General features: G+C 61.4%; 22 protein-coding genes, 1 pseudogene and 1 CRISPR repeat array. Of the genes and pseudogenes, 17 read left to right on the forward strand and 6 right to left on the reverse strand.

Going from position 1 to position 24083, the window contains the following annotated elements; translation table 11 throughout:
- The first annotated feature begins 1 nt into the window (after position 1).
- The 5 genes and pseudogenes from cas7e to cas2e all read left to right on the forward strand — a co-directional run bounded on the left by cas7e (position 2) and on the right by cas2e (position 2937).
- Positions 2-1198: a type I-E CRISPR-associated protein Cas7/Cse4/CasC gene (gene cas7e / locus Thiosp_RS12170; RefSeq protein ID WP_201064460.1), complete on the forward strand. Its 1197-nt coding sequence runs from the start codon at positions 2-4 to the stop codon at positions 1196-1198.
- Between the two features lie 41 nt (positions 1199-1239).
- Positions 1240-1890: a type I-E CRISPR-associated protein Cas5/CasD gene (cas5e, locus tag Thiosp_RS12175; protein WP_242518349.1), complete on the forward strand. Its 651-nt coding sequence runs from the start codon at positions 1240-1242 to the stop codon at positions 1888-1890.
- Positions 1887-2528, forward strand: coding sequence for a type I-E CRISPR-associated protein Cas6/Cse3/CasE (cas6e, locus tag Thiosp_RS12180; RefSeq protein WP_201064466.1), 642 nt, complete (start codon positions 1887-1889; stop codon positions 2526-2528). The genes cas5e and cas6e overlap by 4 nt, the downstream gene beginning before the upstream one ends.
- A gap of 20 nt (positions 2529-2548) precedes the next feature.
- Positions 2549-2671, forward strand: a pseudogene (locus tag Thiosp_RS12185) (type I-E CRISPR-associated endonuclease Cas1e); the annotation flags it as partial.
- A 2-nt stretch (positions 2672-2673) separates the two neighbouring features.
- Positions 2674-2937 carry a type I-E CRISPR-associated endoribonuclease Cas2e gene (gene cas2e, locus Thiosp_RS12190; RefSeq protein ID WP_201064469.1) on the forward strand — a complete coding sequence of 88 codons (264 nt, stop codon included), beginning with the start codon at positions 2674-2676 and terminating at the stop codon, positions 2935-2937.
- A 99-nt stretch (positions 2938-3036) separates the two neighbouring features.
- A CRISPR array of direct repeats spans positions 3037-3676; the repeat unit is 29 nt; unit sequence CTGTTCCCCGCGCCAGCGGGGATGAACCG.
- Between the two features lie 82 nt (positions 3677-3758).
- On the opposite strand, the gene Thiosp_RS12195 is transcribed toward cas2e, so the two are convergent.
- Genes Thiosp_RS12195 through kaiC form a run of 3 tightly spaced genes read right to left on the reverse strand, consistent with a single transcriptional unit; the run spans position 3759 to position 8081 of the window.
- A complete protein-coding gene (locus Thiosp_RS12195) occupies positions 3759-5993 on the reverse strand; it encodes a sensor domain-containing protein (RefSeq protein WP_323696442.1) in 2235 nt (744 codons plus the stop codon).
- Between the two features lie 10 nt (positions 5994-6003).
- Entirely contained in the window at positions 6004-6366 is a 363-nt protein-coding gene (locus tag Thiosp_RS12200; RefSeq protein ID WP_201064475.1) for a circadian clock KaiB family protein, read from the reverse strand.
- Complete coding sequence (gene kaiC / locus Thiosp_RS12205) at positions 6363-8081, reverse strand: circadian clock protein KaiC (protein WP_201064477.1); 1719 nt, start codon at positions 8079-8081, stop codon at positions 6363-6365. Before kaiC ends, Thiosp_RS12200 begins: the two co-directional genes overlap by 4 nt.
- Before the next feature lie 353 nt (positions 8082-8434).
- Between kaiC and Thiosp_RS12210 the strand changes: the two genes are divergently transcribed.
- The 6 genes from Thiosp_RS12210 to Thiosp_RS12235 all read left to right on the forward strand — a co-directional run bounded on the left by Thiosp_RS12210 (position 8435) and on the right by Thiosp_RS12235 (position 13158).
- Positions 8435-8566, forward strand: a complete 132-nt coding sequence (locus Thiosp_RS12210; protein WP_274607890.1) for a hypothetical protein — start codon at positions 8435-8437, stop codon at positions 8564-8566.
- 114 nt (positions 8567-8680) lie between these two features.
- The gene (locus Thiosp_RS12215) at positions 8681-9613 is read left to right on the forward strand and encodes a sensor domain-containing diguanylate cyclase (protein ID WP_201064485.1); all 933 of its coding nucleotides are present in this window, start codon (positions 8681-8683) and stop codon (positions 9611-9613) included.
- A 110-nt stretch (positions 9614-9723) separates the two neighbouring features.
- Positions 9724-10914: an ISAs1 family transposase gene (locus Thiosp_RS12220; RefSeq protein WP_323696443.1), complete on the forward strand. Its 1191-nt coding sequence runs from the start codon at positions 9724-9726 to the stop codon at positions 10912-10914.
- Positions 10915-11028: 114 nt separating this feature from the next.
- Positions 11029-12306 (forward strand): HD-GYP domain-containing protein, encoded by a 1278-nt coding sequence (locus tag Thiosp_RS12225; protein WP_242518529.1) that lies wholly within the window; start codon positions 11029-11031, stop codon positions 12304-12306.
- 372 nt (positions 12307-12678) lie between these two features.
- Positions 12679-12843 carry an AAA-type ATPase lid domain-containing protein gene (locus Thiosp_RS12230; RefSeq protein ID WP_242518530.1) on the forward strand — a complete coding sequence of 55 codons (165 nt, stop codon included), beginning with the start codon at positions 12679-12681 and terminating at the stop codon, positions 12841-12843.
- Positions 12844-12861: 18 nt separating this feature from the next.
- On the forward strand, positions 12862-13158 hold the full coding sequence (locus Thiosp_RS12235; protein ID WP_323696444.1) for a helix-turn-helix domain-containing protein: 297 nt from the start codon (positions 12862-12864) through the stop codon (positions 13156-13158).
- Positions 13159-13195: 37 nt separating this feature from the next.
- Here Thiosp_RS12235 and Thiosp_RS12240 read toward each other — a convergent pair whose 3' ends face one another.
- The gene (locus Thiosp_RS12240; protein WP_323696445.1) at positions 13196-14503 is read right to left on the reverse strand and encodes a Fic family protein; all 1308 of its coding nucleotides are present in this window, start codon (positions 14501-14503) and stop codon (positions 13196-13198) included.
- A 350-nt stretch (positions 14504-14853) separates the two neighbouring features.
- A complete protein-coding gene (locus Thiosp_RS12245) occupies positions 14854-16671 on the reverse strand; it encodes a cation:proton antiporter (protein WP_201066369.1) in 1818 nt (605 codons plus the stop codon).
- Between the two features lie 56 nt (positions 16672-16727).
- Here Thiosp_RS12245 and Thiosp_RS12250 point away from each other — a divergent pair, with 56 nt between their 5' ends.
- From Thiosp_RS12250 to Thiosp_RS12275, 6 genes are all read left to right on the forward strand, one after another.
- Positions 16728-16910, forward strand: a complete 183-nt coding sequence (locus Thiosp_RS12250) for a hypothetical protein (protein ID WP_201066370.1) — start codon at positions 16728-16730, stop codon at positions 16908-16910.
- 137 nt (positions 16911-17047) lie between these two features.
- Positions 17048-17236, forward strand: a complete 189-nt coding sequence (locus Thiosp_RS12255) for a hypothetical protein (protein WP_207188046.1) — start codon at positions 17048-17050, stop codon at positions 17234-17236.
- Between the two features lie 228 nt (positions 17237-17464).
- A complete protein-coding gene (locus Thiosp_RS12260) occupies positions 17465-19615 on the forward strand; it encodes a VTT domain-containing protein (protein ID WP_201066374.1) in 2151 nt (716 codons plus the stop codon).
- Positions 19616-19652: 37 nt separating this feature from the next.
- Complete coding sequence (locus tag Thiosp_RS12265; RefSeq protein WP_201066376.1) at positions 19653-20384, forward strand: endonuclease/exonuclease/phosphatase family protein; 732 nt, start codon at positions 19653-19655, stop codon at positions 20382-20384.
- A 57-nt stretch (positions 20385-20441) separates the two neighbouring features.
- A complete protein-coding gene (locus tag Thiosp_RS12270; RefSeq protein WP_201066377.1) occupies positions 20442-20789 on the forward strand; it encodes a 4a-hydroxytetrahydrobiopterin dehydratase in 348 nt (115 codons plus the stop codon).
- A 47-nt stretch (positions 20790-20836) separates the two neighbouring features.
- Positions 20837-22969, forward strand: a complete 2133-nt coding sequence (locus Thiosp_RS12275; protein ID WP_201066378.1) for a DUF4407 domain-containing protein — start codon at positions 20837-20839, stop codon at positions 22967-22969.
- On the opposite strand, the gene Thiosp_RS12280 is transcribed toward Thiosp_RS12275, so the two are convergent.
- On the reverse strand, positions 22858-24069 hold the full coding sequence (locus tag Thiosp_RS12280) for an alkaline phosphatase family protein (protein WP_201066379.1): 1212 nt from the start codon (positions 24067-24069) through the stop codon (positions 22858-22860). The genes Thiosp_RS12275 and Thiosp_RS12280 overlap by 112 nt on opposite strands.
- Positions 24070-24083 lie beyond the last annotated feature (14 nt).

The raw sequence follows: 24083 nt of genomic DNA on the forward strand, positions 1-24083 counted from the left end.
CATGCCAGAACACAATTTCATCAATTTTCATGTTTTGATATCCCACAGTCCGTCCTGCCTGAACAGAGACGACATGAATATGCAAAAAACCGCCGTCTTCGGCGGTAAAACCAGGGTTCGGATTTCTAGCCAATCGCTGAAGCGTGCAATTCGCCATAGTGATTACTACATGGCCAATTTCTCACGCTCCAAGCGCACGCGTCGCCTGCTGGAAGAAATCAAGAACGATCACGTCGCAAAGAGTTCCGATGAGCAAGAAATACAGTGTATCGAATCCGCATCGCTAACGGCAGCAGCTATCTTTGAAGGCAAGACCAAGCCTGATGAGATCAAAAAATACAAGGCGGCCAAGAGCGGACATATTGAAACGCAAATTCTGCCCTTTAGTCAGGATGAAAGAGATCAACTGCGAAATCTGATCTTGCAAGCGGCGAAACAGGATGATAAAGCTCGCGCAGACTGGCTGAAGAAGGCGATTGCGGAGCTTGAAAAGCAGCAACGCGGTCGGGCCGATCTTGATGTCGCGCTGTCCGGTCGCATGGCCAATTCGGAATTGATTCAGGGGTTCGATGGTGCGCTTGCCGTAGCTCACGCGATTACAACCCATGCCGTGGAGCCACAGGACATCGACTGGTTCACGGCCGTCGATGATTTGACGCAGGATGCCGGCGAAACCGGAGCTGGACACCTGAATACCCAGCAATTCTCAGCTGGGGTGTTCTATCGCTATGCCAGCTTGAATTTGCGTCAGCTTCAGTACAACCTTGGCTTGCTCAACAAAATCGATGGCGAGGAATCGCCTGAGGGTAGGGCGCGGTCGTTGTCGATCGCCGCCCATGTTTTGCACCTCCTGACTACCGTGGTGCCATCCGCCAAGCAGCAATCCTTTGCCGCGCACAATTTTGCGGATTTTGCCTTGGTCGCTATCGCACCGCAGCCAATCTCATTGGCAAATGCATTTGAGCGTCCTGTCAAACCTGTCGCGCAAAGCGGTTTGTTGATGCCTTCGGTGAAGTGTTTAATCAGTTATTGGCGAGATGTGCATTCGGCCTATGGTATCGATGAGAAGGTACGTGGCATGGCCATTGGTGATTTAGCTCAGAATGACCGGGAAATGTTGAGGGAAATTGGTGGTCATGCACTCTTTGGCACCATCGGAGAGCTCAAGGATTGGATTGTCAAGGATGGTGGGGGGTAGATGTCATGCGTTCTTTTCTGATTCTCCGCTTGGATGGCCCAATGCAATCCTGGGGTCTGCATAGTTTCGAGGACTATCGGCCGACCAATCATTTCCCAACCCGTAGTGGACTTATTGGACTCTTCGGTGCCTGTCTTGGCATCGAAAGGGCTGATCAAGACCGCTTGAGTGCCTTGAATAAGAGCGTTGAAATAGCTATCCGCGACGATCAAGGGTTAGACTCGGGCAACCGGGATGAATTGGTCGCTTCATCGGAGAAAAGCCCTCAAGTCGCAACAGACTTCCATACTGTGTTGCAGGCACGCAAGGTAGGTGGTCGGGTCAACCGTTATCCAGTCGTCTCTCGACGCGAATACCTCTTCGATGCCAGGTTCACCATCGCCATCGGCGAGCGTGCGGGCGCCCAATTCAATTTGGAGCGTATCGCAAAGGCGGCCCAGCATCCCTGCTTCACGCCGGTACTCGGACGGCGTTCCTGCCCGCTCGCGCGTCCCTTGCTAGAGACCACTAAGCCGATTGAAGCCGCCGATGTGATTGCTGCACTCATGCGTGTCGAGCCGGTTGGCGGCACCATCTATGCCGAGGAACCGGTCTCCGATCAACCGCTCGGATTAAGAGACGTGCCGCGCGCGACCCCGTTCAGACAGTTCGATCAAAGACTGATCTATGTGCATCGGGAGGCTGGCAAATGATTCTAAGCCGGGTAGAGCTGCCTTGGGTGATTGCTCGGCGGCCTTACGAACAGCATCGGGCTTTGTGGAGGCTCTTTCCAGGGCAACCGCCGGAAAGGCGCCGGGAGGCTGACCAAGCGCGAACCGGATTTCTATTCCGCATCGAGGATGCGCCTACCGGCGGCCCCGCCCGTGTTCTCGTGCAGTCTCGCTTGCGGCCAATGGCAACGTCGGATATATCCATTCTCGCCAGCCGCGAATTCCAACCGCAACCTCGCGTCAGTCAGGCGCTTGCTTTTGTCGTGACAGCCAATCCGGTCAAGACGGTCCATGACCAAGAGCGCGGCGCCAAACCCGGCAAAAGATCAAGCACCTGCCGGGTACCATTGATTGACGAAAAGGCCCAGATTGCCTGGCTGGGAAGAAAACTACTGGAAGCCGCGGTGGTCGAATCCGTCGCGGTGGTGCCGCATGCGCCGATACATTTTCGCCGCGTGCGGACGGGAGAGCGTGCAGAACGGGCAGGGAAGCTCGTTCCTGTTACCTTCGAGGGGAGCTTGCGAGTCACTGATCCAGTGCGCCTGGTCTCGCTGCTTGAAAATGGCATTGGTGCAGGCAAAGCCTTTGGTTGCGGGCTCTTTTTGGTCCGTAGGCTGTAGTAGCGGGTTCCAGCAAGTATGATCAGGCGCGTCTGAAAGTGGTCCGCAAAATGTACGAGCTTCGTTTTGGCGAAGCGCCACCGGAAAAGCGCAGCGTCGAGCAGTTGCGCGGCATTGAGGGCGCGCGGGTCAAGAAAACCTATGGTTGCTGGAGATTCGCGCGGGTGTCTATATTGGCGATCCATCCAAGCGACTGCGGGAATTCATCTGGCAGCAGTTGCTGGAAGGCGTTGAGCAGGGAAACGCCGTGATGGCCTGGAGCACCAACACCGAATCAGGTTATGATTTCGCCACCATCGGCGAGAACCGGCGAATGCCGGTTGATTTCGACGGCTTGCGATTGGTCAGCTTTCTTCCGCTGGAAAAAGCAACCGAGGCTCATGATGGCACAGCCACCCGGAGTGAGTAGTTCTTTAACAATGTGTAACCTGCTGTTTTTTCATGGGTCACGTTTGGTATATTTTTAATTATATTTTTCTTCCTTCTAAATTATATGGTTAGAGGAAGTCTGTTCCCCGCGCCAGCGGGGATGAACCGACGCTGCGGGCACGACTCCTGCTGCGGTGGGTCTGTTCCCCGCGCCAGCGGGGATGAACCGCAAGCACTGCCGCATCTATCATTCGCGGATGACTGTTCCCCGCGCCAGCGGGGATGAACCGCGCTTGACGCAGATGGCCGGGTACTCCTGCTCCTGTTCCCCGCGCCAGCGGGGATGAACCGTATTGCCAGCCCAACAATAATCCGACGCGCAACTGTTCCCCGCGCCAGCGGGGATGAACCGCTGCCATAAACAGTCGTTCCGACTTTCCACAACCTGTTCCCCGCGCCAGCGGGGATGAACCGGCTGTGGCTGCGAGCGTGCCCTGTGCCGATGTCTGTTCCCCGCGCCAGCGGGGATGAACCGACCGCGCTCGACAAAGCTGGCACCGCCACTCACTGTTCCCCGCGCCAGCGGGGATGAACCGTGCTAGGATCGGCGTCAGCGCCGGTCAATAGGCTGTTCCCCGCGCCAGCGGGGATGAACCGAAAACCGAAACCCTGTCATTCCGCACCACGCTCTGTTCCCCGCGCCAGCGGGGATGAACCGGAGCTTGGCCTGGACCGCGAGCGCGTCAAACGCTGTTCCCCGCGCCAGCGGGGATGAACCGGTCGATGTGATGATGCCGCGCTCTACCGGGCGAAGCGCCAGGGGCGCAATCGCGTTTTGAGTGATCGAGTGCCGGGCTAGATCTAAGCCGTCGCCAGCCCCTCGGCGGGACCTGGCCGGCCAAACAAGAAGCCTTGGAAGGCGTCGCAGCCGTGTTTGAGTAGGAAGCTGTGCTGGGCGACGGTTTCCACGCCTTCGGCAATGACTGCGAGCCCGAGGTTGCGTGCCATGGAAATGATGGCATCGACAATGGCGGCGTCGCTGCTGTTCTCTAGCAGGTCGTGGACAAATGATTGGTCGATCTTGAGCTGATCGAGCGGCAGGCGCTTGAGGTAGGCGAGCGATGAGTAGCCGGTGCCGAAGTCATCGAGTGAGAAGCTGATTCCCAGCGCCTTGAGCGCTTCCATTTTCGCTGCCGCGTCCTTGACATCTTTCACCAGCAGGGTTTCTGTTAGTTCGAGCTTGAGCCGTTCGGGTGTGATGCCGTGGCGAGAAAGGACAGCGCGAATGTGCTCGACGAAGTCTGGCTGGTGAAATTGATGGGCACTGACATTGACCGCGAGCGTGAGGGTGGCGGTGCGCGGCTGTCCGGCCCAACGCGCGAGCTGGGCGCATGCCTGATCGAGCACCCAGTCGCCCAGCGGCAGGATGAGGCCAGTTTCTTCCGCCAGTGGGATGAAAACACTCGGGGGAATATCACCTTCCTCGTCGTCGTGCCAGCGCAGTAGCGCTTCCGCGCCGATAATGCGTTGGTCGCGATCGATCTGCGGCTGAAAGGCCAGATGCAGCCGCTCATCGCGCAGTGCCAGGCGCAGGCGTTCTTCAAGCCGGGCGCGGGTCTCGAGTTTCTGCTGCATGGCGGGAGCGAAGAACCGCCAGGTGTTGCGTCCGCTGGCCTTGGACTGATACATGGCCAGGTCGGCTTGTTTCAGCAACTCGTCGAGAGAGATTTTTTCCGGGCCAAAGAGCGTGATGCCGATGCTGAATGTGGCACGGCATTCATGCTCGTCGAGCAGATAGGGTTCTTGCGCCGAGCGCAGAATTTTTGCGCAGATGCGCTCGGCCTGGATGGCGGCCTCGGCCAGATTCTCATCAAGATCAACCAGAATCAGCACGAATTCATCGCCGCCGAGGCGGGCGAGGGTGTCGTATTCGCGAATCATACCCGTGATACGCGCTGCGACCTGTTGCAGGAGCAGGTCGCCGATATCGTGCCCGCGGGTGTCGTTGAGGGTTTTGAAGTTGTCGAGATCGATGAAGGCGAGCGCGCCATGGCGGCCATTGCGGGCATATTGGCTGTGCTGCCTGTTGACGTGCTCTTCGAGCAGGCGGCGGTTCGGCAGGCTGGTGAGCGGGTCGTAAAAGGCGAGGTGGAAAATTTTCTCTTCGGCGGCCTTGCGCTCGTTGATGTCGGTCAGCGTCACGATGCTCCCCAGCATCTCGCCGTCGCTGCCGAGCCAGGGGCCGAGGCCGACGAGCAGGCTCATGCGCTCGCCGGCGAGGGTGAGCTCGGCTTCGAACGGATGACAGTCGCGATGGGTGATGTATTGTTGCAGGTCGAAGGCTGTGCCGCTGGGCAGCTGCAGTGGCAGCGCGTCGGTGAACAGCTTTCCGAGTGGGCTGCTGGCGCTTAGCTGGCGGGCGAGGGCATTAGCCCGCAAGATCCGGGTTGTGCGATCGCAGACGACAATGGCCTCCGCGGCCTGATCAAGAATCGAGCGCGCCAGCCTTTCCGCGGCGAGAATGCGATCCTGATGCGCCTTCTGTTCGGTCAGATCAGTGGCGACAAGGCTGAAGTAGACGTGCTGTTCGTTGACAGGCAGCATGCTGATGGACAGGTGACAGGGTTTCTCGCTGCCATCGCGCGCGAGCAGAAACACCTCGTTGCTGCGCCACTCTGGCGGAGCCTCCTGCCGCAGCCTTAGCAGGCTGTCGAACCAGGGATGATCCTCGGACTTGATCCACTGCTTGAAGGCAGTGCCGGGCAGTTCCTGGTGCGGTGTCTGCAGCATCTCGCCCATGCTGCGGTTGGCATAGTAGATGCGCCCGTCATTGGTCAGCACCAGGGCGCCTTCGCTCATCGACTCGATCAGCGCCTTATAGGAGGCATCGCTGCCTTCAAGCGTGAACAGCCGCTCGCGCGCGCCGGTATCGGATGAAACGATTACCGCGTCGACCTGGCCGCCGCGTATGGCGTTCAGGGTGTCCTCTGCTTCTGACAGGCGCAGGCGCAGATCGCGGTTCTCGGCGTGCAGCCGATTGATAAGCGTTTGGAATGAACCCTGTTCGTCGCGCGTCACGGCGCAATTTTGTGCCACGGGCGCTGCGTCAGATGCTGCCGCTTGCTGGGCTCGCACCTCGGTGATCCGCTGAGGCGATCGCCGATGAGGAGATATCCAGGCCACGCAGGACGCGCTCGCCATCGGATAGATCGCCGATCACCCGGCGCATGGGCGCGGGGCTGCGCCGCACCAGTGTTGGTATGGCGAGGATTTGATCCTCGCGCGCAAGCTCGGGATTCTCGAGCAGGTCGACCACCTCAATGCTGAAAGGCGTGGTCAGGCGCTGCTCACACAGACGCGTCAGGTTGTTGTAGGCGGCAACGGATTTTGGGCTTTGCCCGACCACATAGAGTCGCAGCTGCAGTGTGTCGTCGGATGCCGCGTTGTCAGGGGGCGCCGCGGTGCTCAATGGGAGTCTCCGGGCCGGGTTGCGTTTGGAACGGGAATATCGGCCTGCGGTCCTTTGTCCGACATGGAAGCAGACGCGCTGTCGGGATCGGTTTCCGGGCTGGCTGCAATCCGCGCTGCGCGCAGGTCGAATTCTGCGCGCATGGTCTCGATGCGGGCTTCCATCGCTGAGCGCTGCAAGTCCATTTCCTGGAGCTCACACGCGAGCTTGCGTTGCTGCGCGGCCTGCTCGGCATTGATGCGGTGTTGCTCGGCAATGCGCGCGGAGCCACTCAGCCGACCGCTGGTGCCGACATAGGCCGCAAGCAGTTGCACGCCCTGATCGGTGATTTGGAATTCACGGGTCTGGTTGGAATGCGCCATGCCGCGGGACTTGATGATGCCAAGGTGACGGTTGCGCTCGCCATTGGTATCCACGCTGGTGAGCGCGATCCAGGTGTCGATCAGGGAGGAAATGGCCACATCGGTGCGATCTGACGCCTCGCCGCCGCCGGTCAGGCTGGTGAAAAAGCCGGTGATTCCTCCGAGCTTGATGAAGTCGAGCATGCGCATCAGCATGGCTTTGACTTCCAGCAGCTGCCGGGTTTCAGTCGATTCCAAAAAGGCGTTGAGCGGGTCGAGGATGACGATTTGGGGTTTGAAGTCCGCAATCGCCTTGTGCATGAGTGCCAGGTGCATCTCGAGGCCGGTGAAGGACGGCCGGGTGGCGTGAAGGTTCAGCTGACCCTGCTCGATCCATTGGCCTAGGTGCATGCCAATGGACTCCATGTTGCGCACGATCTGGCTGGCCGACTCCTCGAAGGCAAAGTACAGCACCCGCTCGCCGCGGGCGCAGGCCGCGTTGGCAAAATGGCCGGCCAAGCTCGATTTACCGGTACCCGCGGTACCAGAGAGCAGCACCGAGCTGCCGCGGAAGAACCCTTGCCCGGCGAGCATTTCGTCGAGCCGCGCCACGCCGCTGGAGATGCGCTCTCGCGATGCCTCATGCACCAGCGCGATGGAGGTGACGGGAAGAATGGAAATGCCATCGTCGGCGATCAGGAAGGGATAATCGTTAGTCCCATGGCGAGAACCGCGATATTTCAAGATGCGCAACCGCCGCGTGGAGACGAGATTGTTCAGCTCATTGCTGAGCACGATCACGCAGTCGGAGACATATTCCTCAAGCCCGTGGCGGGTCAGGGTCTCCTCGCCGCGCTCCCCGGTGAGAATCACGGTCACCCCGCGATCCTTTAGCCAGCGAAATAGCCGATGGATCTCGGCGCGCACGGTTGCCGGATTCGGTAGGCTGGCAAACAGCCGCTCCATGGTGTCGAGCACCACGCGGCGCGCGCCGATGCGATCGATGGCATCGGCCAGGCGCAGAAAGAGCCCGTCGAGATCAAACTCCCCGGTGGCCTCAGCCTGCTGTGGGTCCAGGGTGATTTCATCAATGAGCAGTTTTTTCTGCTCCAGTAGGTCCTCAAGATCGAAGCCGACCGAGGCGACATTGGCGCATAACTCCGCCATGTTCTCCTCGAACGCCATAAAGACGCCAGGCTCGCCGAACTCGGTTGCGCCGCGGACCAGAAACTCCATCGCCAGCAAGGTCTTTCCGCAGCCTGGGCCGCCACAGACGAGCGTTGGCCGCGCAGCAGGGAGCCCGCCGCCGGTGATTTCATCAAGTCCTTGAATGCCGGTTTTGGCCTTGGTAATAGGAGAGCTAGAGCACGGCATGGGAGGCGGGAACCTCTAGGTTGCGGATAACAGAATTTCGGTGCTTTGCGATGCTGTACTAGCGCGTCGCGTTCTTTTGCGACAATATATTATAAAAACAATATGTTACCGCTTTCGCTTGTGTGCTCTGCCAGGCTGATTTACTATCAAAGCCAGTTGTTGTTTGGTGACAATGGTGGCTGCAGGTAAGTGCTCGCCAACCGCCAAGCTTACTAAACGCACCCGCGATGCCGCAAGCGATAAAGGTGACGGCAACGCGCGCCATTGCCTGTGGGAGACTGAGATTCCCGGATTTGGCTGCCGCCTCGAAATGCACTTCTCGACATGCACTTGAGTAACCCTTGGCGCCTCCCTTGCTTCATCTTCGGCTTGTCGTGATCTCCACTATGGCGGTGCTGGCCGGCGCAGCCACTCTGGTGTTGTGGCTGACCGACCAATTCGACCTTGATCGGCTCGAACCTCAGGCTGACGTGACCGATGCCTAGTGCAATCCACTCCATTGTCCTATCGCACTCAGCTCTCTATTGTCCCCTATCCCGTTCGATGAGACATGCGGTTCTGGGCCATTCACCTCACGGATTCACGTCATCCCTGCTATCGTGACGACTAAAACAACCAACCGCCCCTGGGAAAATGAAGTCCTGGATTTGCTGCTCGATGCGGTCTGCATCGTCGATGCCGACGGTCGCTTCACCTACGTCAATGGCGCCTGCGAGACCATCTTTGGGTACACGCGGGAGGAGTTGATCGACAAGCAGATGATCGATCTGGTCCTTCCGGAAGACCGGGAACAGACGCAGCAGGCGGCAAAAAAGGTCATGGAGGGGACCCCCACACTGCAGTTTGAAAATCGTTACCGGCGCAAGGATGGCCGAGTTGTCGAGCTGTCATGGACGGCCAGTTGGTCCCAGTCCCTGGGGGTTCGGATCGGGGTTGCGCGCGATATGACTGAGCGCAAGCGTGCCGATGAGGCATTAGCCGATACAAAGGAGCAGCTTGAGCGCTCAAACCGCTCCTTGCGGGAGGCCAATGATATGCTCCAGCGCCTGGCCACCACGGACCACCTCACCGGAATCGAAAACCGCTGGTCGTTCGAAAACCGGGCCGAGATCGAGATCAGCCGCGCAGAGCGCTATGGCGAGCACCTGTCGATCGTTTTGTTCGATATCGACCACTTCAAGGCAATTAACGATCACTTCGGCCATCTCGTCGGTGACCAGATCATCATCGAGATCACCAATCGGGTGCGCCGCAATCTGCGCGTAGTCGACATGCTTGCCCGTTGGGGCGGAGAAGAGTTCGCCGTGATCCTGCCAAACTGCAGGCTCAGCGATGCGGCACTGCTGGCCGAAAAGCTGCGCACCCTGATTGCCGATGAAGCCTTCGCCGATGTGGGGCAAGTCACCTCCAGCTTCGGCGTCGCCGAGTGGGCGCCGCGGGAGAGTCTCGATCATTGGATCAAGCATGCCGACGATACCCTCTACGCGGCCAAGGCAGCCGGACGCAACGCCGTTTGTGTACATAAAGCTTGACCGAATGCTTGCAGGGCTATCGCATCAACGCTTAATAATATACTTTTAGACACAGGTAGAGGTTTCCAAGATAATCAGCTGAAAATACTTGCCTGACTCGGAGACCTGCCATGCCATCTGCTACTGCCCTTGATCACGCACTCACGCGGCACTTTGCCCCACTTTTCGATCCGCGCAACCCCACGCAGCGGCGGCACATTCTTCTGGAGATGATCGTGATCGCCATCGCCGCTATTCTTGGCGGGGCCGAGGGCTTCGCGGCGATCGCACAGTTTGGGCGTAGCAAGGAGGCGTGGCTGCGGCAGTTTCTGGAATTGCCCAATGGGATTCCGTCCCACGATACCTTCGGGCGGGTGTTTTCGCTGATCGAGCCGGCGGCCTTTCAAGCCTGCTTCCGCTCGTGGGCCGAATCGATTCGCGAACTGATCCCGGCGGAGGTGGTGGCCATTGATGGCAAGACCCTGCGTCACTCCTTTGATCGGGCACGCGGACTGGGGGCATTGCATATGGTCAGCGCATGGGCCACGGCGAACCGGATGGTGCTGGGACAGGTTGCCACCGAAGCGAAGTCCAACGAGATCACCGCGATTCCGAAGTTGCTGGAACTGCTCTGCCTGCGCGGATGCATCGTCACGATCGATGCCATGGGCTGCCAGAAAGCCATTGCCGCGCAAATTATCGACCAAGGCGGCGACTACTTGCTGGCCCTCAAAGGCAACCAAGGTCACCTGGTCGAAGAGGTCAATGAAGCATTCATCGAAGCCGATGCGCGCGGCTATGCCGGACTGGTCTCTGAGGGCGTTGAAACGCGCGACAGCGGACATGGCCGCGTCGAAACCCGTCGCTACCGCACGCTTGAAGACCTCAGCGCGGTGCCACACAGCGAAGGCTGGAAGGGGATGAACATGATCGGCATGGTGCAGAGTGAGCGCACCTGCAACGGCAAAATCACGCAAGAGACACGCTACTACATCGGGAGCTGTGGCATCAACGCCGACACCTTTGCTACAGCCGCGCGCGGCCATTGGGGGATCGAAAACGCGGTTCACTGGTGTCTGGATATCGGCTTTCGCGAAGATGAGTCGCGCCTGCGCGAGCCGATTGCACGGGAGAACTTCGCGGTCTTGAGACATCTTGCCCTGACTCGGCTGAAAAAGGACTCCACGCATAAACTGGGGATTCACAACAAGCGATTGACGGCTGGGTGGAATGAGAAATACCTGGGAAAACTGCTTTTTGAGCCGCCCGATCCGCCACGGCGGAAGACGATGTCAGGCGACTCGAATATTAGTGGACCTTGATGCGATTGCCCTGGAATGCTTGACCTTGATGACTGGAATAGATTCACAATACAACGCTGATCCAAAAAAAGAATAATCGCTCGGCTCTCTGTTGCAAATGAAGGAGTATTCAAATTGACGTCACCTACGACACGCGCCATCCGGCATCCGATGAGCCAAGTGGCATTGCGTTTAGCGTTGGTAGGAGTGGTGACGAGCCTATTGATGGGACTGGCGGTTTGGGGATTCGAAACCGAACGCATTGATGAGCGGGTGCTGGGGATGGCGGTAGCCGCGGCAAACCACATTGACAGTGAAGCACTAGAGCACCACAACCTGGATCAGTCTAGTCCAGGCGAACTGCAAACCCAGGCCCAAAATGCGCTGTACGAGCAATTCGTTGTGGTGGAACTTTACAACCGCGACCGCGAAAAGCTCGTGGAAGAGGTCGCACCGGGTTGGGAATCACTGGAAGAACTGCTCGCCGCTCAACATCATTCGTTTCCTGTTGATGATGAAGTGCACTACGAAAAGCATTTTATCCTCAATCAGTTAGTGTTAGTGGTGCTGGTTCCGGTAAAAAACGCAGATGGGATCATCAGCGGCTACCTGGAAGGCGTCTATGTCGCGGCCCCGGAAATCCTCGCTCGCCTGAAACAGGACGTTTTGATTACCGTGCTGGTAGTCATCGCGGCCGTCCTGCTCACTTCGCTGGTCATGATTCCAGTCATCCTGTCCCTCAATCGGGTTGTGCTGGAGCGCTCCCGACAGGTCCTACGCGGCAACCTGGAGACCCTGGACGCCCTTGGTGCCGCCATCGCCAAGCGGGATTCGGACACCAACATCCACAATTATCGCGTGACCCTGCTGGCGCTGGAACTGGCGGCCGCAGCGGGTATGAAGGAAGACAGCATTCGCGATTTAATGATCGGTGCATTCCTGCACGATGTCGGCAAAATCGGCATTAGCGACGCCATTCTGCTCAAGCCAGGCAAACTCACCTCAGAGGAGTTTGCCACGATGAAAACCCACGTCAAACTTGGAGTGGACATCGTCTCAAGCTCTGAATGGTTACAAAAAGGCCAGGAAGTGGTGGAGTTTCACCATGAAAAATTTGATGGTTCGGGCTATATCCGAGGACTGAAAGGTGAGAGCATTCCTCTTGCGGCACGTGTTTTTGCAATTGCCGATGTCTTCGACGCGCTGACATCCAAAAGACCCTACAAAGAACCCATGTCCCTCGAAAAGGCCATGGCCATCATCGAACGCGACGCCGGAAGCCATTTCGATGCTCGCCTAGTGGATGTGTTTCGCAACATAGCGCCGGCGCTTTATGCGGAACTCTCGACCATGGAGGATTCGGCTGTGATCGATAGAGTCAGAAGCAGAGCCGAACATTACTGGCTTGGCTAAATCCGATGTCGGTACCAGGCAAGGTTTTTGGCATTTGCCGAGCGCATCAGCTTCGCCAACTGCTGCGCGGTGCTGAGATCAACCAGCGACTGGCAGCTGGTGTGAGCATCCCGCAGAGATTCCAACGAGATACCCCTTGGTTAGCCCAGTGAAACGCACCATCACCCCGGGCGCGTGACCTAGCGTAGCCGCCAGACCGAGGCGCATCCTCCGGCCTGCCCGTGCACCAACTTCGCCGCAAAGCGGCCTGCGCGGCGGCAGCGGTCACCAGGTCTTGGGAATCAAGGTCCGAGTTGCAGACGACCCAAACCGGCCCGGCGATCTGCGCGAGCGCCTCCCAGGCCACCTCTGCCCGATCTGGTTCAGGCTCTGGTGGCGGAGAACAACGCCCACTCCGGGCGCCAGGTGCGCGAGATTTCCGACCAAGTCTATGCCCGCATGCGCGCCTACTCTTGGCCCGGCAATGTGCGCGAGTTGCGCAATGTGGTCGAGCGCGCTGTGCTGCTCGCCACCGGCGAGGTCTTCCCGCTCGAATGAATGCAGCTCGGTCAGGGGGTGGCGACACAGACCCCGGGCACCGGCCCCAGTGTCGAGGGCGACCAGCTGATCATCCCGCTCGACGGCTCCTTGGCGCTGGAGGACATGGACCGCACCATCATCCAGACGGCGCTTGAGCGCAGCGACCGCAATGTCACCGCCGCCGCGCGCATGCTCGGCACCACGCGCGAGACGCTGCGCTATCGGGTGCGCAAATACGGGCTCGGCGGGGTGGAACGCAGGCGTCGCGACAAGGTCCCGGCGCCAATCATGCGCGCCGGCCTTTGCGCCGTCACCATTTGCGCAGAACAATGACTTTGAGTTCTCGGGGTTACGGCAGGCGCAAACGCCCTCAATGCCAGCCTTGCCGCCACACCTGATACTCTGCAGGCCGCAGGCGGTAGCGCGCGATGTTGCCTTCATGAAGGCTCATCAGCTCTGTTTCCGCTACCTCGACAAAGCGCCCCTGATCTTCCGCCGGTAGCTGCTCCGCGGCACCTTGCCGGATCAATGCGGTTGCGGCCTTCTTGTCGAGCCTGTCGCGGACGACTTTCGCGACCATCTCGGCGATCAACGCCCGGTAACGCAAACGGAATCGATCCGGCTCGCCGAGCGACTGGCGCACGGCGGAGTAGCGCGCGCAGGAACGCTGGTAGGCCCAAATGAAAACATCGCGCAACAGCTCAATGCGATTCATCTCATAGACACCCAGCACGCCATCGATGTAGGCGCGCTCCGGGACATCGACGAACGACAGCGGGCAGAGATTCTGTCGAATCAAGGGGATATTTGCCGCAAGACGCGAAACTCGCTTGTTAACATCCTCGAAGGGTTGCAGGTACGCGAGGTGCACGAGCGCAAAGAAGGCTTGCTCGAACGGATCGGCAATCGCGGCTGCGGTATCGAGGACCTGTCGGAAGCACTCTTCTATGAGTTGTGGCACATCCAGCGGATAGTAGAGAGTCCCGGCGATGCCGACCCCGATCGTCCGCAAACGGCCACCGGCCAGCGGATCGGCGAGCAGGTTGTCCGCCAGCAGGCCATGCAGATTCAGGATGGTGTAATGATTGAAACCGATTTCGTCGGCCTGCTCGACAAGCAGTTCAATGGCCGCCTTGTGGTTCAAGATCATTTGCGCTTCCAGTGCGTCCTTTCCCTCTGCCGCCTCGCCGAGTTCGAGCAGCCGCTCGGTTTCCAGCAGCGAATAGGTGTTGCCTTCCAAGCGACTGGAATTCCAAGAAAGATCAATCAGCAGACGGTTGTAGATTCGGCGCGCATAGGTTCCGGCCGGGCGTTCAGCGTCGGGCGGGCGCCCCATTTCGACCAGACGCTGACGTGTTTCCTCCGTCAGATAGAAGGTTTGGTTCGGCCGGTACCTTTCCAGAAAGGCGCGCTGATAGCTGACCGGTTGCCGGTGCTGGATGGGCGCGCGGACCGCCTCCTTGATGGCTAACGCCTCGGGCGAAACGGGCGGGTAGATTTCGAGACCAACCGCTTGACCACTGATTTCGAACTGACCGGGCCGAGCCTGCATGACGAAGTGGTTGGGAGGCAAACGATAGCGCCTGCCTTTGCCGCGCCCCTCGGCCGTCAGCCGTCGCTGATCGACCAACAAAGCCAGGCGCCGTTGCAGCATCCGCGGCGGCAACTCATCCGCCAAACCGTCGCGAATCGTCCGGACCTGCACAGGGTTCGGATGATGGTTGCCCACGAGCGCGAGGATGGCGTTAAGTTCTTCTGCTGGAATCTTTTTTGGCATGGGACAGATTATATGTCGCGAAACCTGCATTCGCGACATATAAGCTGATTACATGACGCGAAACTTCCTATGCGTCGTGTAGACACTCTTTTTCGTCGTTAAAGCACTCGTCAAGCCGCACCATTGATTACCCATGGGTTCGGACAGCAACACTGTCCGCGTCGATGCCAGGCAGACCGCCAGCTTTGCGTGCCCGCAGCGCGGGGGCGTCGACCTTCTTGACGGCCTCGAGACGATGATCGAACAATCGATCAATCAGCGCCTTGGCTCGCCGGTTCGCGCGGTTGAATCAGCCCAACCACCGTCCAGTTGGCGCGCGGTTGTGGGTTCTCGCTTCCGTCAAAGGGCAGGATGGCGCCCTGCGGATTGATCGCGAACAAGGGGGTCACCCGTCCCCGATACTCCTTGAGATAATCCTCCCAGCCAAACACCCCCGTCAGCGCCGTGGTGCGGATCTCGGCGCCCTGTCCGAGCAGGCTCGCGAGCTTGGCATAGGTCGTTTGAGCGCCAAAGAGGGTTTGATCGCGGCGGTGGCGGCGGCGGATCTCGGCCGGCAAGCGCGGGTCGCGCTCGCCGGGCGGCAGCCGAAAGACCTTGTTGCGACCGAACACCTTGCCAAACTCGAGGCTGGTCAGGGTATTGAGGTCGGCGCGCGGCGAGAGGGCGAACAGCAGCCCTAGGCCGGTCAGCTCCAGGTGCTGCTCGGCGTGCTCTGAGGTTGGGTTGCCGTAGTAGGCCGGCAGGCCCTGCAGTCGTGCCTCGGCCACCTGGTCCCAGTTCGGGTCGGTCAGCAGCACCGGGATCTCCAGCCGCTGCAAGGCAGCGCCGATCGCGCGCGCGACGCGGTTGGCGCCGACGATCAACACCCCGCGCGGTGGTGGCTCGCGCACGCCGAGCCAGGCGGCCAGCGGCTTGGCCGTGGCGCTTTGCACGATGACCGTGAACAGGATCACCAGAAAGGTCAGGGGCACCAGGGCCTCGGCGCCGGCATGGCCGGCCTCCTCGAGGCGCAGCGCGAACAGCGCCGAGACCGCGGCGGCGACGATCCCGCGCGGCGCGATCCAGGCCAGCAGACCGCGCTCGGGCCAGGACAAGGTGCCTCCCCAGGTGCTGGCCAGCACCGCCAGCGGCCTCCCGAGCAGCTGCATGCCAAGCAGCAAGGCGACCACGCCCCAGCCGAGCGCGGGAATGGCCGTTGGGTTCAGCCGCGCCGCCAGCAGCACGAACAGCCCGGAGATCAGCATCAAGCTCAGGTTCTCCTTGAACGGCAGGATGTCGTCCAAGGGAACGCCTTTCATGTTCGCCAGCCAGATGCCCATCACCGTGACCGCTAGCAGCCCGGATTCGGCATGAATCTGGTTCGCGAGATAAAACACGCTGATGGCCGCGACCAGGGTGGCGAGAATGTGCAGATAGCCGGGCAGCCAATAGCGTCGTAGCACCTCCCCGGTGACCCAGCCGGCCAAGGCGCCGATCAGCAGGCCGACCATTAGTAGCAGCCCGAAGGTCAGCAGGGAGGCCCCCAGGCTGATTTGTCCACCGGTGCTCAGCACGAACTCGAACACCAGCACGGCAATGAGCGCGCCGATGGGGTCGATGACGATGCCTTCCCATCGCAGCACCCGCGCGACCTTTTGGGTGGGGCGCACACTACGCAGCAGCGGGCCGATGACGGTTGGCCCGGTAACCACGGTGACAGCCCCGAAGAGCACCGCAAGCGACAGCGAGAGATCGACGAAAAACCAGGCCAGCGCCGTGGTGCTGGCCCAGGTGATCAGCACCCCGAGGGTTAACAGCCGGCGCACTGGCGCTTCTAGCCCGCGGACCTCATGCAGGTGCAGGCTCAGACCACCCTCGAACAGGATGATCGCCACCGCCAGCGACACGATGGGAAACAGCAGCTCGCCGAACAGGGCATCCGGACTAAGCCAACCGGTGAGCGGCCCGGCGACGATGCCGGCGGCGAGCAGGAAGACGATGGCTGGCAGACGCACGCGCCAGGCGAGCCAATGCGCTGCCAGGGACAGCACCCCGATCCCGGCGAACAGACTGACGGCTTGCTGTGACATCGAATGGGGTGCTCCTTTTCGTCGGGCCGGCTAGAATCCGCTGGATCTCGGCCAGGTTGGCTTCCCAGATCGGTTTCAATCTGGCGCTGGAACAGAGTGCAGGGCGGCTGCAAGCTATGCAAGGTCGCCACGGCACGAAATTTCTCACACTGCACCGACGTGAAAGCTTTGCGTCGTCGTGGATGGCGCCGGATAATTTCTTTGCATCGCCGGCCGAGAAACGCATCCGGCCAAGCTGAACATGGCGCTGCGAGTTGTTTGCAAGCATGCGCCCGCGGTGGGTATGCGATCAATCAGGACGATAATGCTACCAAGCCCTTGGTGACGCCTGGGATGACAGCATGCAGGCGCTTTTCCCCGAGGACAACGGGTCCTAGTGCCCCAGTCGCCCTTGGCCCGCCGGACCACTTGCGCACGCGACCGCCTCGCTCTGGTGTTCGGCGGCGCCAAGCGCGCGGCCATGGCGCAACGGCGCCTGCATCAGGAGGCCCGCAATCAGCAGCTCAAATACAGCCCCGCCAGCTATCTTGGCGGAAGCTCCGTCACCGCCAAACCCGGGCGCTGATTTTCAGACGGTGCTTGAGCGCAGCGACCGCAAGGTCACCGCCGCTGCGCCTATGCTCGGCACTAAGCATGAGACGCTGCGCTATCGGGTCAGAAAATACGGCCTGACCCATCGTTGAGCTTCGATGCCGATCAAGGTGCCGGCCAAGGGAGAAACCCGATGTCCGACACACGTCCAACCCGGTAGGGCAGGGCGCACCAGCGAACCTGCTATCCTGAGCGCATGCCGATGACATCTCCGAACAACGACAGACCACAACAAGCCGGCACCGAGCGCCTCGCCGCGCTGGTCGACGGCGAGGACTACTTCGCCACCGTACGCGACTCCATCCTGTGCGCCCGGCGGCGGATCATCATCGCCGCCTGGGATATCCACAGCCGTATCGAGCTCAAGCGCGGCGGTCCCGACGACGGTCATCCGCGCGAACTCGGCGCCCTGCTGATCCACCAACTCGAGCGCGCGCCCGAACTCGAGGTGTTTATCCTGCTGTGGGACTATGCGCCTATCTATGCGCTGGAGCGCGAGCCCTTGTTCTTCGGCCATGACCCCTGGCAGCAGCATCCGCGGCAGCATTTTTGCAAGGATTCCGCCCATCCGCTGGCGGCCAGTCAGCATCAAAAGCTGGTCGCCATCGACGGGCGCATCGCCTATTGCGGCGGTTTCGACCTCGGGCAATGGCGTTGGGATACCCCCGCGCACCGGGCTGACGACCCGCATCGGCGCGACCCGAGCGGTGAGCCCTATCCGCCCTTTCATGATGTGCAACTGCTGGTCGATGCCGAGGCCGCCGGCGCGCTTGAACGGCTGCTGATCGAGCGCTGGCAACACGCCGGCGGTGGCTCGGCGCTAGCTAATGCCTGCGCAGCGGGGGCGACAGATGAGGACCCCTGGCCCCCAGGTGTCGCGCCGCTGTTGCGCGACATCCCCGTGACTATCGCACTCACCGTCCCAAGCTACCAGGGTCGCCCCGAGGTGCGCGAGGTCGAGCAGCTCTATCGCGAACAGATCGCCTCAGCGCAGCGGTTTCTCTATCTGGAGAACCAATACCTGAGCGCGCGCACGGTGGTCGCCGACCTGTGCCGCTCATTGCGGCGGCGCCAAGGCCCAGAGATCGTACTGCTGCTGCCGGAACAAACCGGCAGTTGGCTGCAACAGCGCACCATGGACGTGATGCGCTCGCGACGGCTGGCGAGCCTGCGTCGGGCCGACCGGCATGGGCGTTTTAAAGTCTATTACCCAGAGGTACCCGGCCCGACCGCCGGTACGCCCATGGTGCATGCCAAGTTGCTGATCGCCGATGATCGGATCTTGCGGGTCGGCTCGGCGAATCTCAGTAACCGCTCGATGGGCCTGGACAGTGAATGCGATCTGTCCGTGACCGCGCGCGATGATGCGGAGGCAGCCGCCATCGCCGCCTTGCGCCACCGCCTGCTGGCACCCTGGCTCGGCTTGACCCCAGCCGAAATCGGCGCGCAAGAACAAGCCATTCAGGCGCAAGGTGGAGGCCTGATCGCCACCATCGAGCAGCTGCGCTCCCAAGGGCAAGCGGTCTCAGCACCGCATCTGGCCGAGCTCGACGGCGCGGTGGACCCAGACTGGCAGCGCCAATTGCCCGACGAGCGCCTGGTCGATCCCGACCGCCCGCTCGATCCCGCCCAGGTGACGACAGTGCTCGCCGAGGACCCCAAGGCCACCCCGGTGCGTCGCCGGCTGGCCGTGGCACTCGGCCTGCTGGCGGTGTTTCTGACCTTGGCGGCCCTGTGGCGCTGGACCCCGCTCGGTGCCTGGCTCGATCCGCAGGCACTAGCCGATGCGGCCGGGCGCCTCTCAGGTACCCTCTGGGGGCCGCCGCTGGCGACGATCGGATTCGTCATCGCGAGTCTGGCGGCGGTGCCGGTCACCTTACTCATTCTGGCCAGCGCGCTGCTGTTTGATCCGCTGACCGGCATACTGGTGGCACTGACGGGATCGACCCTGTCGGCGGCGGCGGGCCGCCTGCTGGGTGCCTGGCTCGGGCGCGGCCTGCTTGATCGCCTGGGCGGCTCGACGGTGTCGCGCATCGCGCATCGGCTTGGACAGCGCGGCTTGCTGACCATCCTGACGGTGCGCATCGTCCCAGTGGCGCCCTTTGCCGTGCTCAACTTGGTGGCGGGGGTGCTGCCGCTGCGCTGGCGCGATTATCTGCTCGGCACCCTGCTCGGCACCCTGCTCGGCATGCTGCCCGGCATCCTCGCGCTGACCGTCTTTGCCGAGGGGCTGATGGCGGTGCTCGGCCGCGCCGACCCACGTACCCTGGCATTGCTGCTGGTCGGCATCCTGGCGCTGGCCGGTCTGGCCTGGGTGGGACGGCGTCTGCTCAAGGACACGCGTGATGCCTGAGGGTGAAATACCTGATGGTGACATACCTGATGGTGACATGCCTGATGGTGAACTGTTTAGCCTGGCCAGCTACAACATCCATCGCGGCATCGGCGCCGATCGCCGGCGCAACTGGGGGCGTATTCTTGAGGTGATCCGCGCGCTCAATGTTGATGTGATCGCCCTGCAGGAGGTCGAAACTCCCACCGAACCCGCGCCCGCCGCCGCCACCCTGGCGCTGCTGCCGCGCTTGACCGCGCTTGGCTATGAGCCACTGCTTGGCCCGACGCTGCGCAGGGACTACAACGACTATGGCAACCTGCTGCTCAGCCGCTGGCCGATCAAGACGCGCCATCTGCTCGACCTCAGCGTGCCGGGCCGCGAGCCGCGCGGGCTGATCGAAGCCGAACTGGAACAGCACGGGCAGCGAGTCGGGGTGATGGCGACCCATCTTGGACTTGGCATCCGCGAGCGGCGCGCGCAGGTGGCCCAACTGGCCGCGCGGATCGATCGCTGGCAGTCACAGCCGTCGCCTCCGCCGCTGGTGCTGCTCGGCGACTTCAATCACGGCTTCGCCTGGTCGCCGGGACTTAAGCCCCTGCGCCAGCGTCTGTCCACCGTGCCCGCGCGGCCGACCTATCCAGCGCGCTGGCCGTTGCTGACCCTGGATCGGGTGTTTTACACGGGGCTGCAACTCAAGGCAGGCGGCGTCGAGCGCAATTCGACCAGTCGCCAGGCCTCGGATCATCGACCGGTGTGGGCGTGTTTTGGCAGAAAGAGCTTGCGATAACCCACATCAGGGATTCTCCGGTAGCATATCCAACCGTTTGAACCAAAGGAGCCTGTCATGGCGATACTGAACCAAGAATCCTGCGAGGCGTGCCGTGCCGAGGCGCCCAAGGTCTCCGATGAGGAAATCACCGACTTGATGGCCGAGATACCGAAGTGGCGGATCGAAACCCGCCACGGGGTTCGCCAGCTCGAGCGGGGATTTGAATTCCCGGACTTCGCGCAAGCGCTCGCCTTTACCAACCGCGTCGGCGCGATCGCCGAGGCCGAGGGCCATCATCCGAAGCTCACGACAGAGTGGGGCAGTGTCATTGTCACCTGGTGGTCGCACAAAATCGGTGGGCTGCACCGCAACGACTTCGTGATGGCGGCGAAGACTGATCAGCTTTTGGCCGGCACCGGGTAGTTAGTCTTCGGGTAGTTGGTCTTCACCACTGAAGCCGGGTCACTGCCATGCGCCTCATCGATTATCTACGATTAAGACCCTACGGCGACTCGCTGCTGACGCCGGCGGCAGCGGCCTGGATCGGCTCGGCGCGGGTGTTGGTCTTCCTGATGGCCAGCATCGAGGGCTTCGTCTGGGGGGCTGTCGGCCTGTCCATGGTGCCAACGGAAACCGCTTGGCTCGGACCACCTGTCGGCCTTTTTCTGTTCGCCTTGATGTTCGCGGTCATCTGGATACTGGATGCCTCGCTGGTCATGTCCGAAAAGCCCAGCCTGAATACCCAGCCCAGCAACAAAGGGCTTGCCGCCAAAGGTCGGGTGCTGCGCTGGCTGCTAGGCCTCTTGGTGCGCGTCGCCATTGTGGCTATCTCGCTCTATGTTACCGCGCCCTTTGTCGAGAAGCTGATCCGCGCCGACGATATCGCCGCTTGGCATCAAGCCCAGGTTGAGCGCTATTTTGACCAGCGCGCGCGTGATCTGAACGAACAAGTCGAGGCGCGTGCCGCTCGCCAAGGCGCCGGCTATAACGCCCGCGCCCAGGATCTGGAACGGCAAATCGGCGTCCTGCAGCAGACCATCGAAGGCGAGCGCGAACGCCGAGAGCAACTCACTGCCGAGTACCGGCCCGAACTCCAGGTGCTGACTCAGGATCTGGCCGAGGCGCGTCAGCGTGTTGGTGACGAGGTGCTCGGGCGCGATGGCCGTCGCGAAGGATTTGGCCCCGAAGCGCAAAAGTGGACTGACCGCGCTGATCAACTCGCGGAGACTCTGGCGGGCAAACGCGCCGAGCTAAGCGAGCGCATCGCACCCATCGAGGCTCGCATCAACGACGAACAAGAACGCCTCGATCGTCTCAATGACGCATTGACGGAGCTGCGAACCGAGCAGCAGGGTCTGCTCGCCGGTATCGCCGCGGAGGTCGAGGCAGAGCAACCACCAGCCGCGCCGCCGGCACTTACCTTCGCGGTGCGCTCCAAGGCGCTGAATGCGCTGCGTGAGAGTCCCGCCGAGCAAGGCGTGCCGCATTTTGAAACCGTCGAGGGTTTTGCCCAGGCTGCGCTTGGCATCCTGTTCTTCGCTCTGATCGCGCTCAAGCTCTTCGAGCCGCCCGCCGTGCAGGCCTATTACAGCGACACCATTCAGGATCAATATCCCAAGTATCTCGCTGGCGGTCTGGAAGATATCCCGGGCTTCGATCAGTATGACGACCCTGCCCGTCGTTTGACACCTGGTGAATTCGCGCGCCGCTGGCGGCAATGGCAGCGTGATCCCGAGGCCATGGTTACCGAGTCCCGCGCCGAGATCGAGGCGCGCAGGCGCTTGGCGCGGATGAACGCCGACCAAACCTACGAGGGGGAACTGCTCAGCCGTCGTCGCGAGAACATTGATGGCCAGCTCGCGTTGGAACTGCGCCAGCGCGAGTCCGAATTCGCGGCACGCGAGCGCGAACTCGAACTGCGTTTGGAGAAACTGCGCGCAAGGCTCGGCGATGAAGCCGAGCTGGAACGCCAGCGCGACAGACTGCAACTCACACAGGAACAGGAGCAACGGGCTGCGGCCAAGGCCAAAGCCGAGCAAGAGCAGCGCGAGCAGCAGATCCAGTCACTCGAGCGCGAACGCGAACAGCTCCGCGCCGAGCTCGACGCACAGCAGGAGCGTCAGCTCGATCTCGCCCGTGAGCTCGCCGCGACCGAGCGCGCGATCAGCGCAAGCAAGCAGTCAATTCAATCCCTGGAGGCGGCGGTCAGCGCCAAGGAACCAAGATTGCAGCGTTTGCGCGAGGATCTCGCGGCGCTTGAGCATGAGCGCACCGCAAGCGGCGCGACGGGGCGGTTCGGACGACTGGGCAGGCGCGCGGCGCGCATGCAAGCCGCCATTCGACGCCTCGAGCGGTCTCTGGCGCCCGATCAAAAAGCACTCATGGATCAACGCGGCCAGCTCGGTGTCCTCGAGCTCGGAGCCGAGCAACTCGATCGCGCACTGGAAGACGGCCGAGCCATCGAGTTGACATTGCGCCAACGCTTGGAGAGTCAGCGCGCGGCGCTTGACAGGCTGCTACTCTCCCCGCTACCCGCTACCGAATCAAACACACGAATCAGACAGAGGGGCACCAGCATCTCAGCGCGACTCAAGCCGCCGTGAACGCCAACCTGCTTGAACGGCTTTTCCGTGGGCAGATGGTCGCCGATCACGGCACTGTCGCGACCGAGCAGCACGATGTCTCCAATCCGATGCCGCAGTTCCGGGTGTGGATCGCCGGGACCGAAAAATCCCTGGTCCATCAGTTGTTGAGAGTGCATCAGGTCGAAACGGCCATTGAGTGCGCTGTGGACGGCCTGCTCGAATGCTTCCATCGAATCGCCACGGGTGTAGCAAAAGGCAGCGCGCGGCTCCCCGCACAGAGGCATGCGCAGGCAATCGGCCAGCTCGGGGTGATCGGCGATCTGGGTCTGATCGGCCGCGGTGCAATCGAGCTGCCCGTGGTCGGCAGTGACCAGCAAGCAGGCATCATGGCCGGACAGCCGCTGGCTAAGCGCGGCCAGTCCTTGGTCGAGCTGGTGCAGATGGGCGCTGGCCGCCGGGCTGTCGATGCCATGCTTGTGGCCGAGATGATCGAGCTCCGACCAGTAGGCGTAGATGTAGCTTGGCGCGCGGGTGCGCTTGATGGCCTGCTCGATCTGGCGGAAAAAATCCTTCAGGTTGCGATAAGGCCGCACGCGCGCCGGGCCAGCATGGGCGCGGCTGAAAGCCGAATGCGCGATCTGCTTCGGGCTGATCAGGGTCGAGCCTGTGGCAATGCGCCCGAACACCGAAGGGCAGGAGAACAGCCAGCTCAGGTCCTCGACCATCCCCCAGTTGCCTTGACCGCCACAGCGCGGCTGACCAGGCAGCATTTTCATCACGCAGCCAAGCTCGCGCAGCCAGGTAAACCAGCCGGTCACACCATGCTGTGCCGGCGGCACCCCGGTCAGAAAGCTGGTGACCGCCGCTGCAGTGGTGGACGGGAAGACGCTGGTCAGCGCGCCCAGTCGGTGAGCGGAAAGAAAGCCATTGGGTGCCTGCGCGGTCAGCCAGTCCGCGCCCAGGCCGTCGATGACGATCAGCACCAGATGCCGGTGGCCGGCCAGCTCGGCTGACGGCAGCAGGCTGGCCTCTGGCAGGCTGCTGTCGCCGCCACGCGCGCGCAGCAGCGAGCTCATCAGATTGACGATGCCGCCACCAGCATAGTCGGGCTTGATCATCAGGGTCGGATTCC

The sequence above is a fragment of the Thiorhodovibrio litoralis genome, from assembly GCF_033954455.1.
Taxonomy (GTDB): Bacteria; Pseudomonadota; Gammaproteobacteria; order Chromatiales; family Chromatiaceae; genus Thiorhodovibrio; species Thiorhodovibrio litoralis.

What these genes read in the sequence shown, in the direction of transcription:
- kaiC (WP_201064477.1), bottom strand. Translation starts at nt 8,081, where the DNA reads ATGCCGTGCTCTAGCTCTCCTATTACCAAGGCCAAAACCGGCATTCAA.
- cas7e (WP_201064460.1), top strand. Translation starts at nt 2, where the DNA reads ATGCCAGAACACAATTTCATCAATTTTCATGTTTTGATATCCCACAGT.
- Thiosp_RS12265 (WP_201066376.1), top strand. Translation starts at nt 19,653, where the DNA reads ATGCCTGATGGTGAACTGTTTAGCCTGGCCAGCTACAACATCCATCGC.
- Thiosp_RS12260 (WP_201066374.1), top strand. Translation starts at nt 17,465, where the DNA reads ATGACATCTCCGAACAACGACAGACCACAACAAGCCGGCACCGAGCGC.
- Thiosp_RS12220 (WP_323696443.1), top strand. Translation starts at nt 9,724, where the DNA reads ATGCCATCTGCTACTGCCCTTGATCACGCACTCACGCGGCACTTTGCC.
- cas6e (WP_201064466.1), top strand. Translation starts at nt 1,887, where the DNA reads ATGATTCTAAGCCGGGTAGAGCTGCCTTGGGTGATTGCTCGGCGGCCT.
- cas5e (WP_242518349.1), top strand. Translation starts at nt 1,240, where the DNA reads ATGCAATCCTGGGGTCTGCATAGTTTCGAGGACTATCGGCCGACCAAT.
- Thiosp_RS12280 (WP_201066379.1), bottom strand. Translation starts at nt 24,069, where the DNA reads ATGATCAAGCCCGACTATGCTGGTGGCGGCATCGTCAATCTGATGAGC.
- Thiosp_RS12275 (WP_201066378.1), top strand. Translation starts at nt 20,837, where the DNA reads ATGCGCCTCATCGATTATCTACGATTAAGACCCTACGGCGACTCGCTG.
- Thiosp_RS12245 (WP_201066369.1), bottom strand. Translation starts at nt 16,671, where the DNA reads ATGTCACAGCAAGCCGTCAGTCTGTTCGCCGGGATCGGGGTGCTGTCC.
- Thiosp_RS12270 (WP_201066377.1), top strand. Translation starts at nt 20,442, where the DNA reads ATGGCGATACTGAACCAAGAATCCTGCGAGGCGTGCCGTGCCGAGGCG.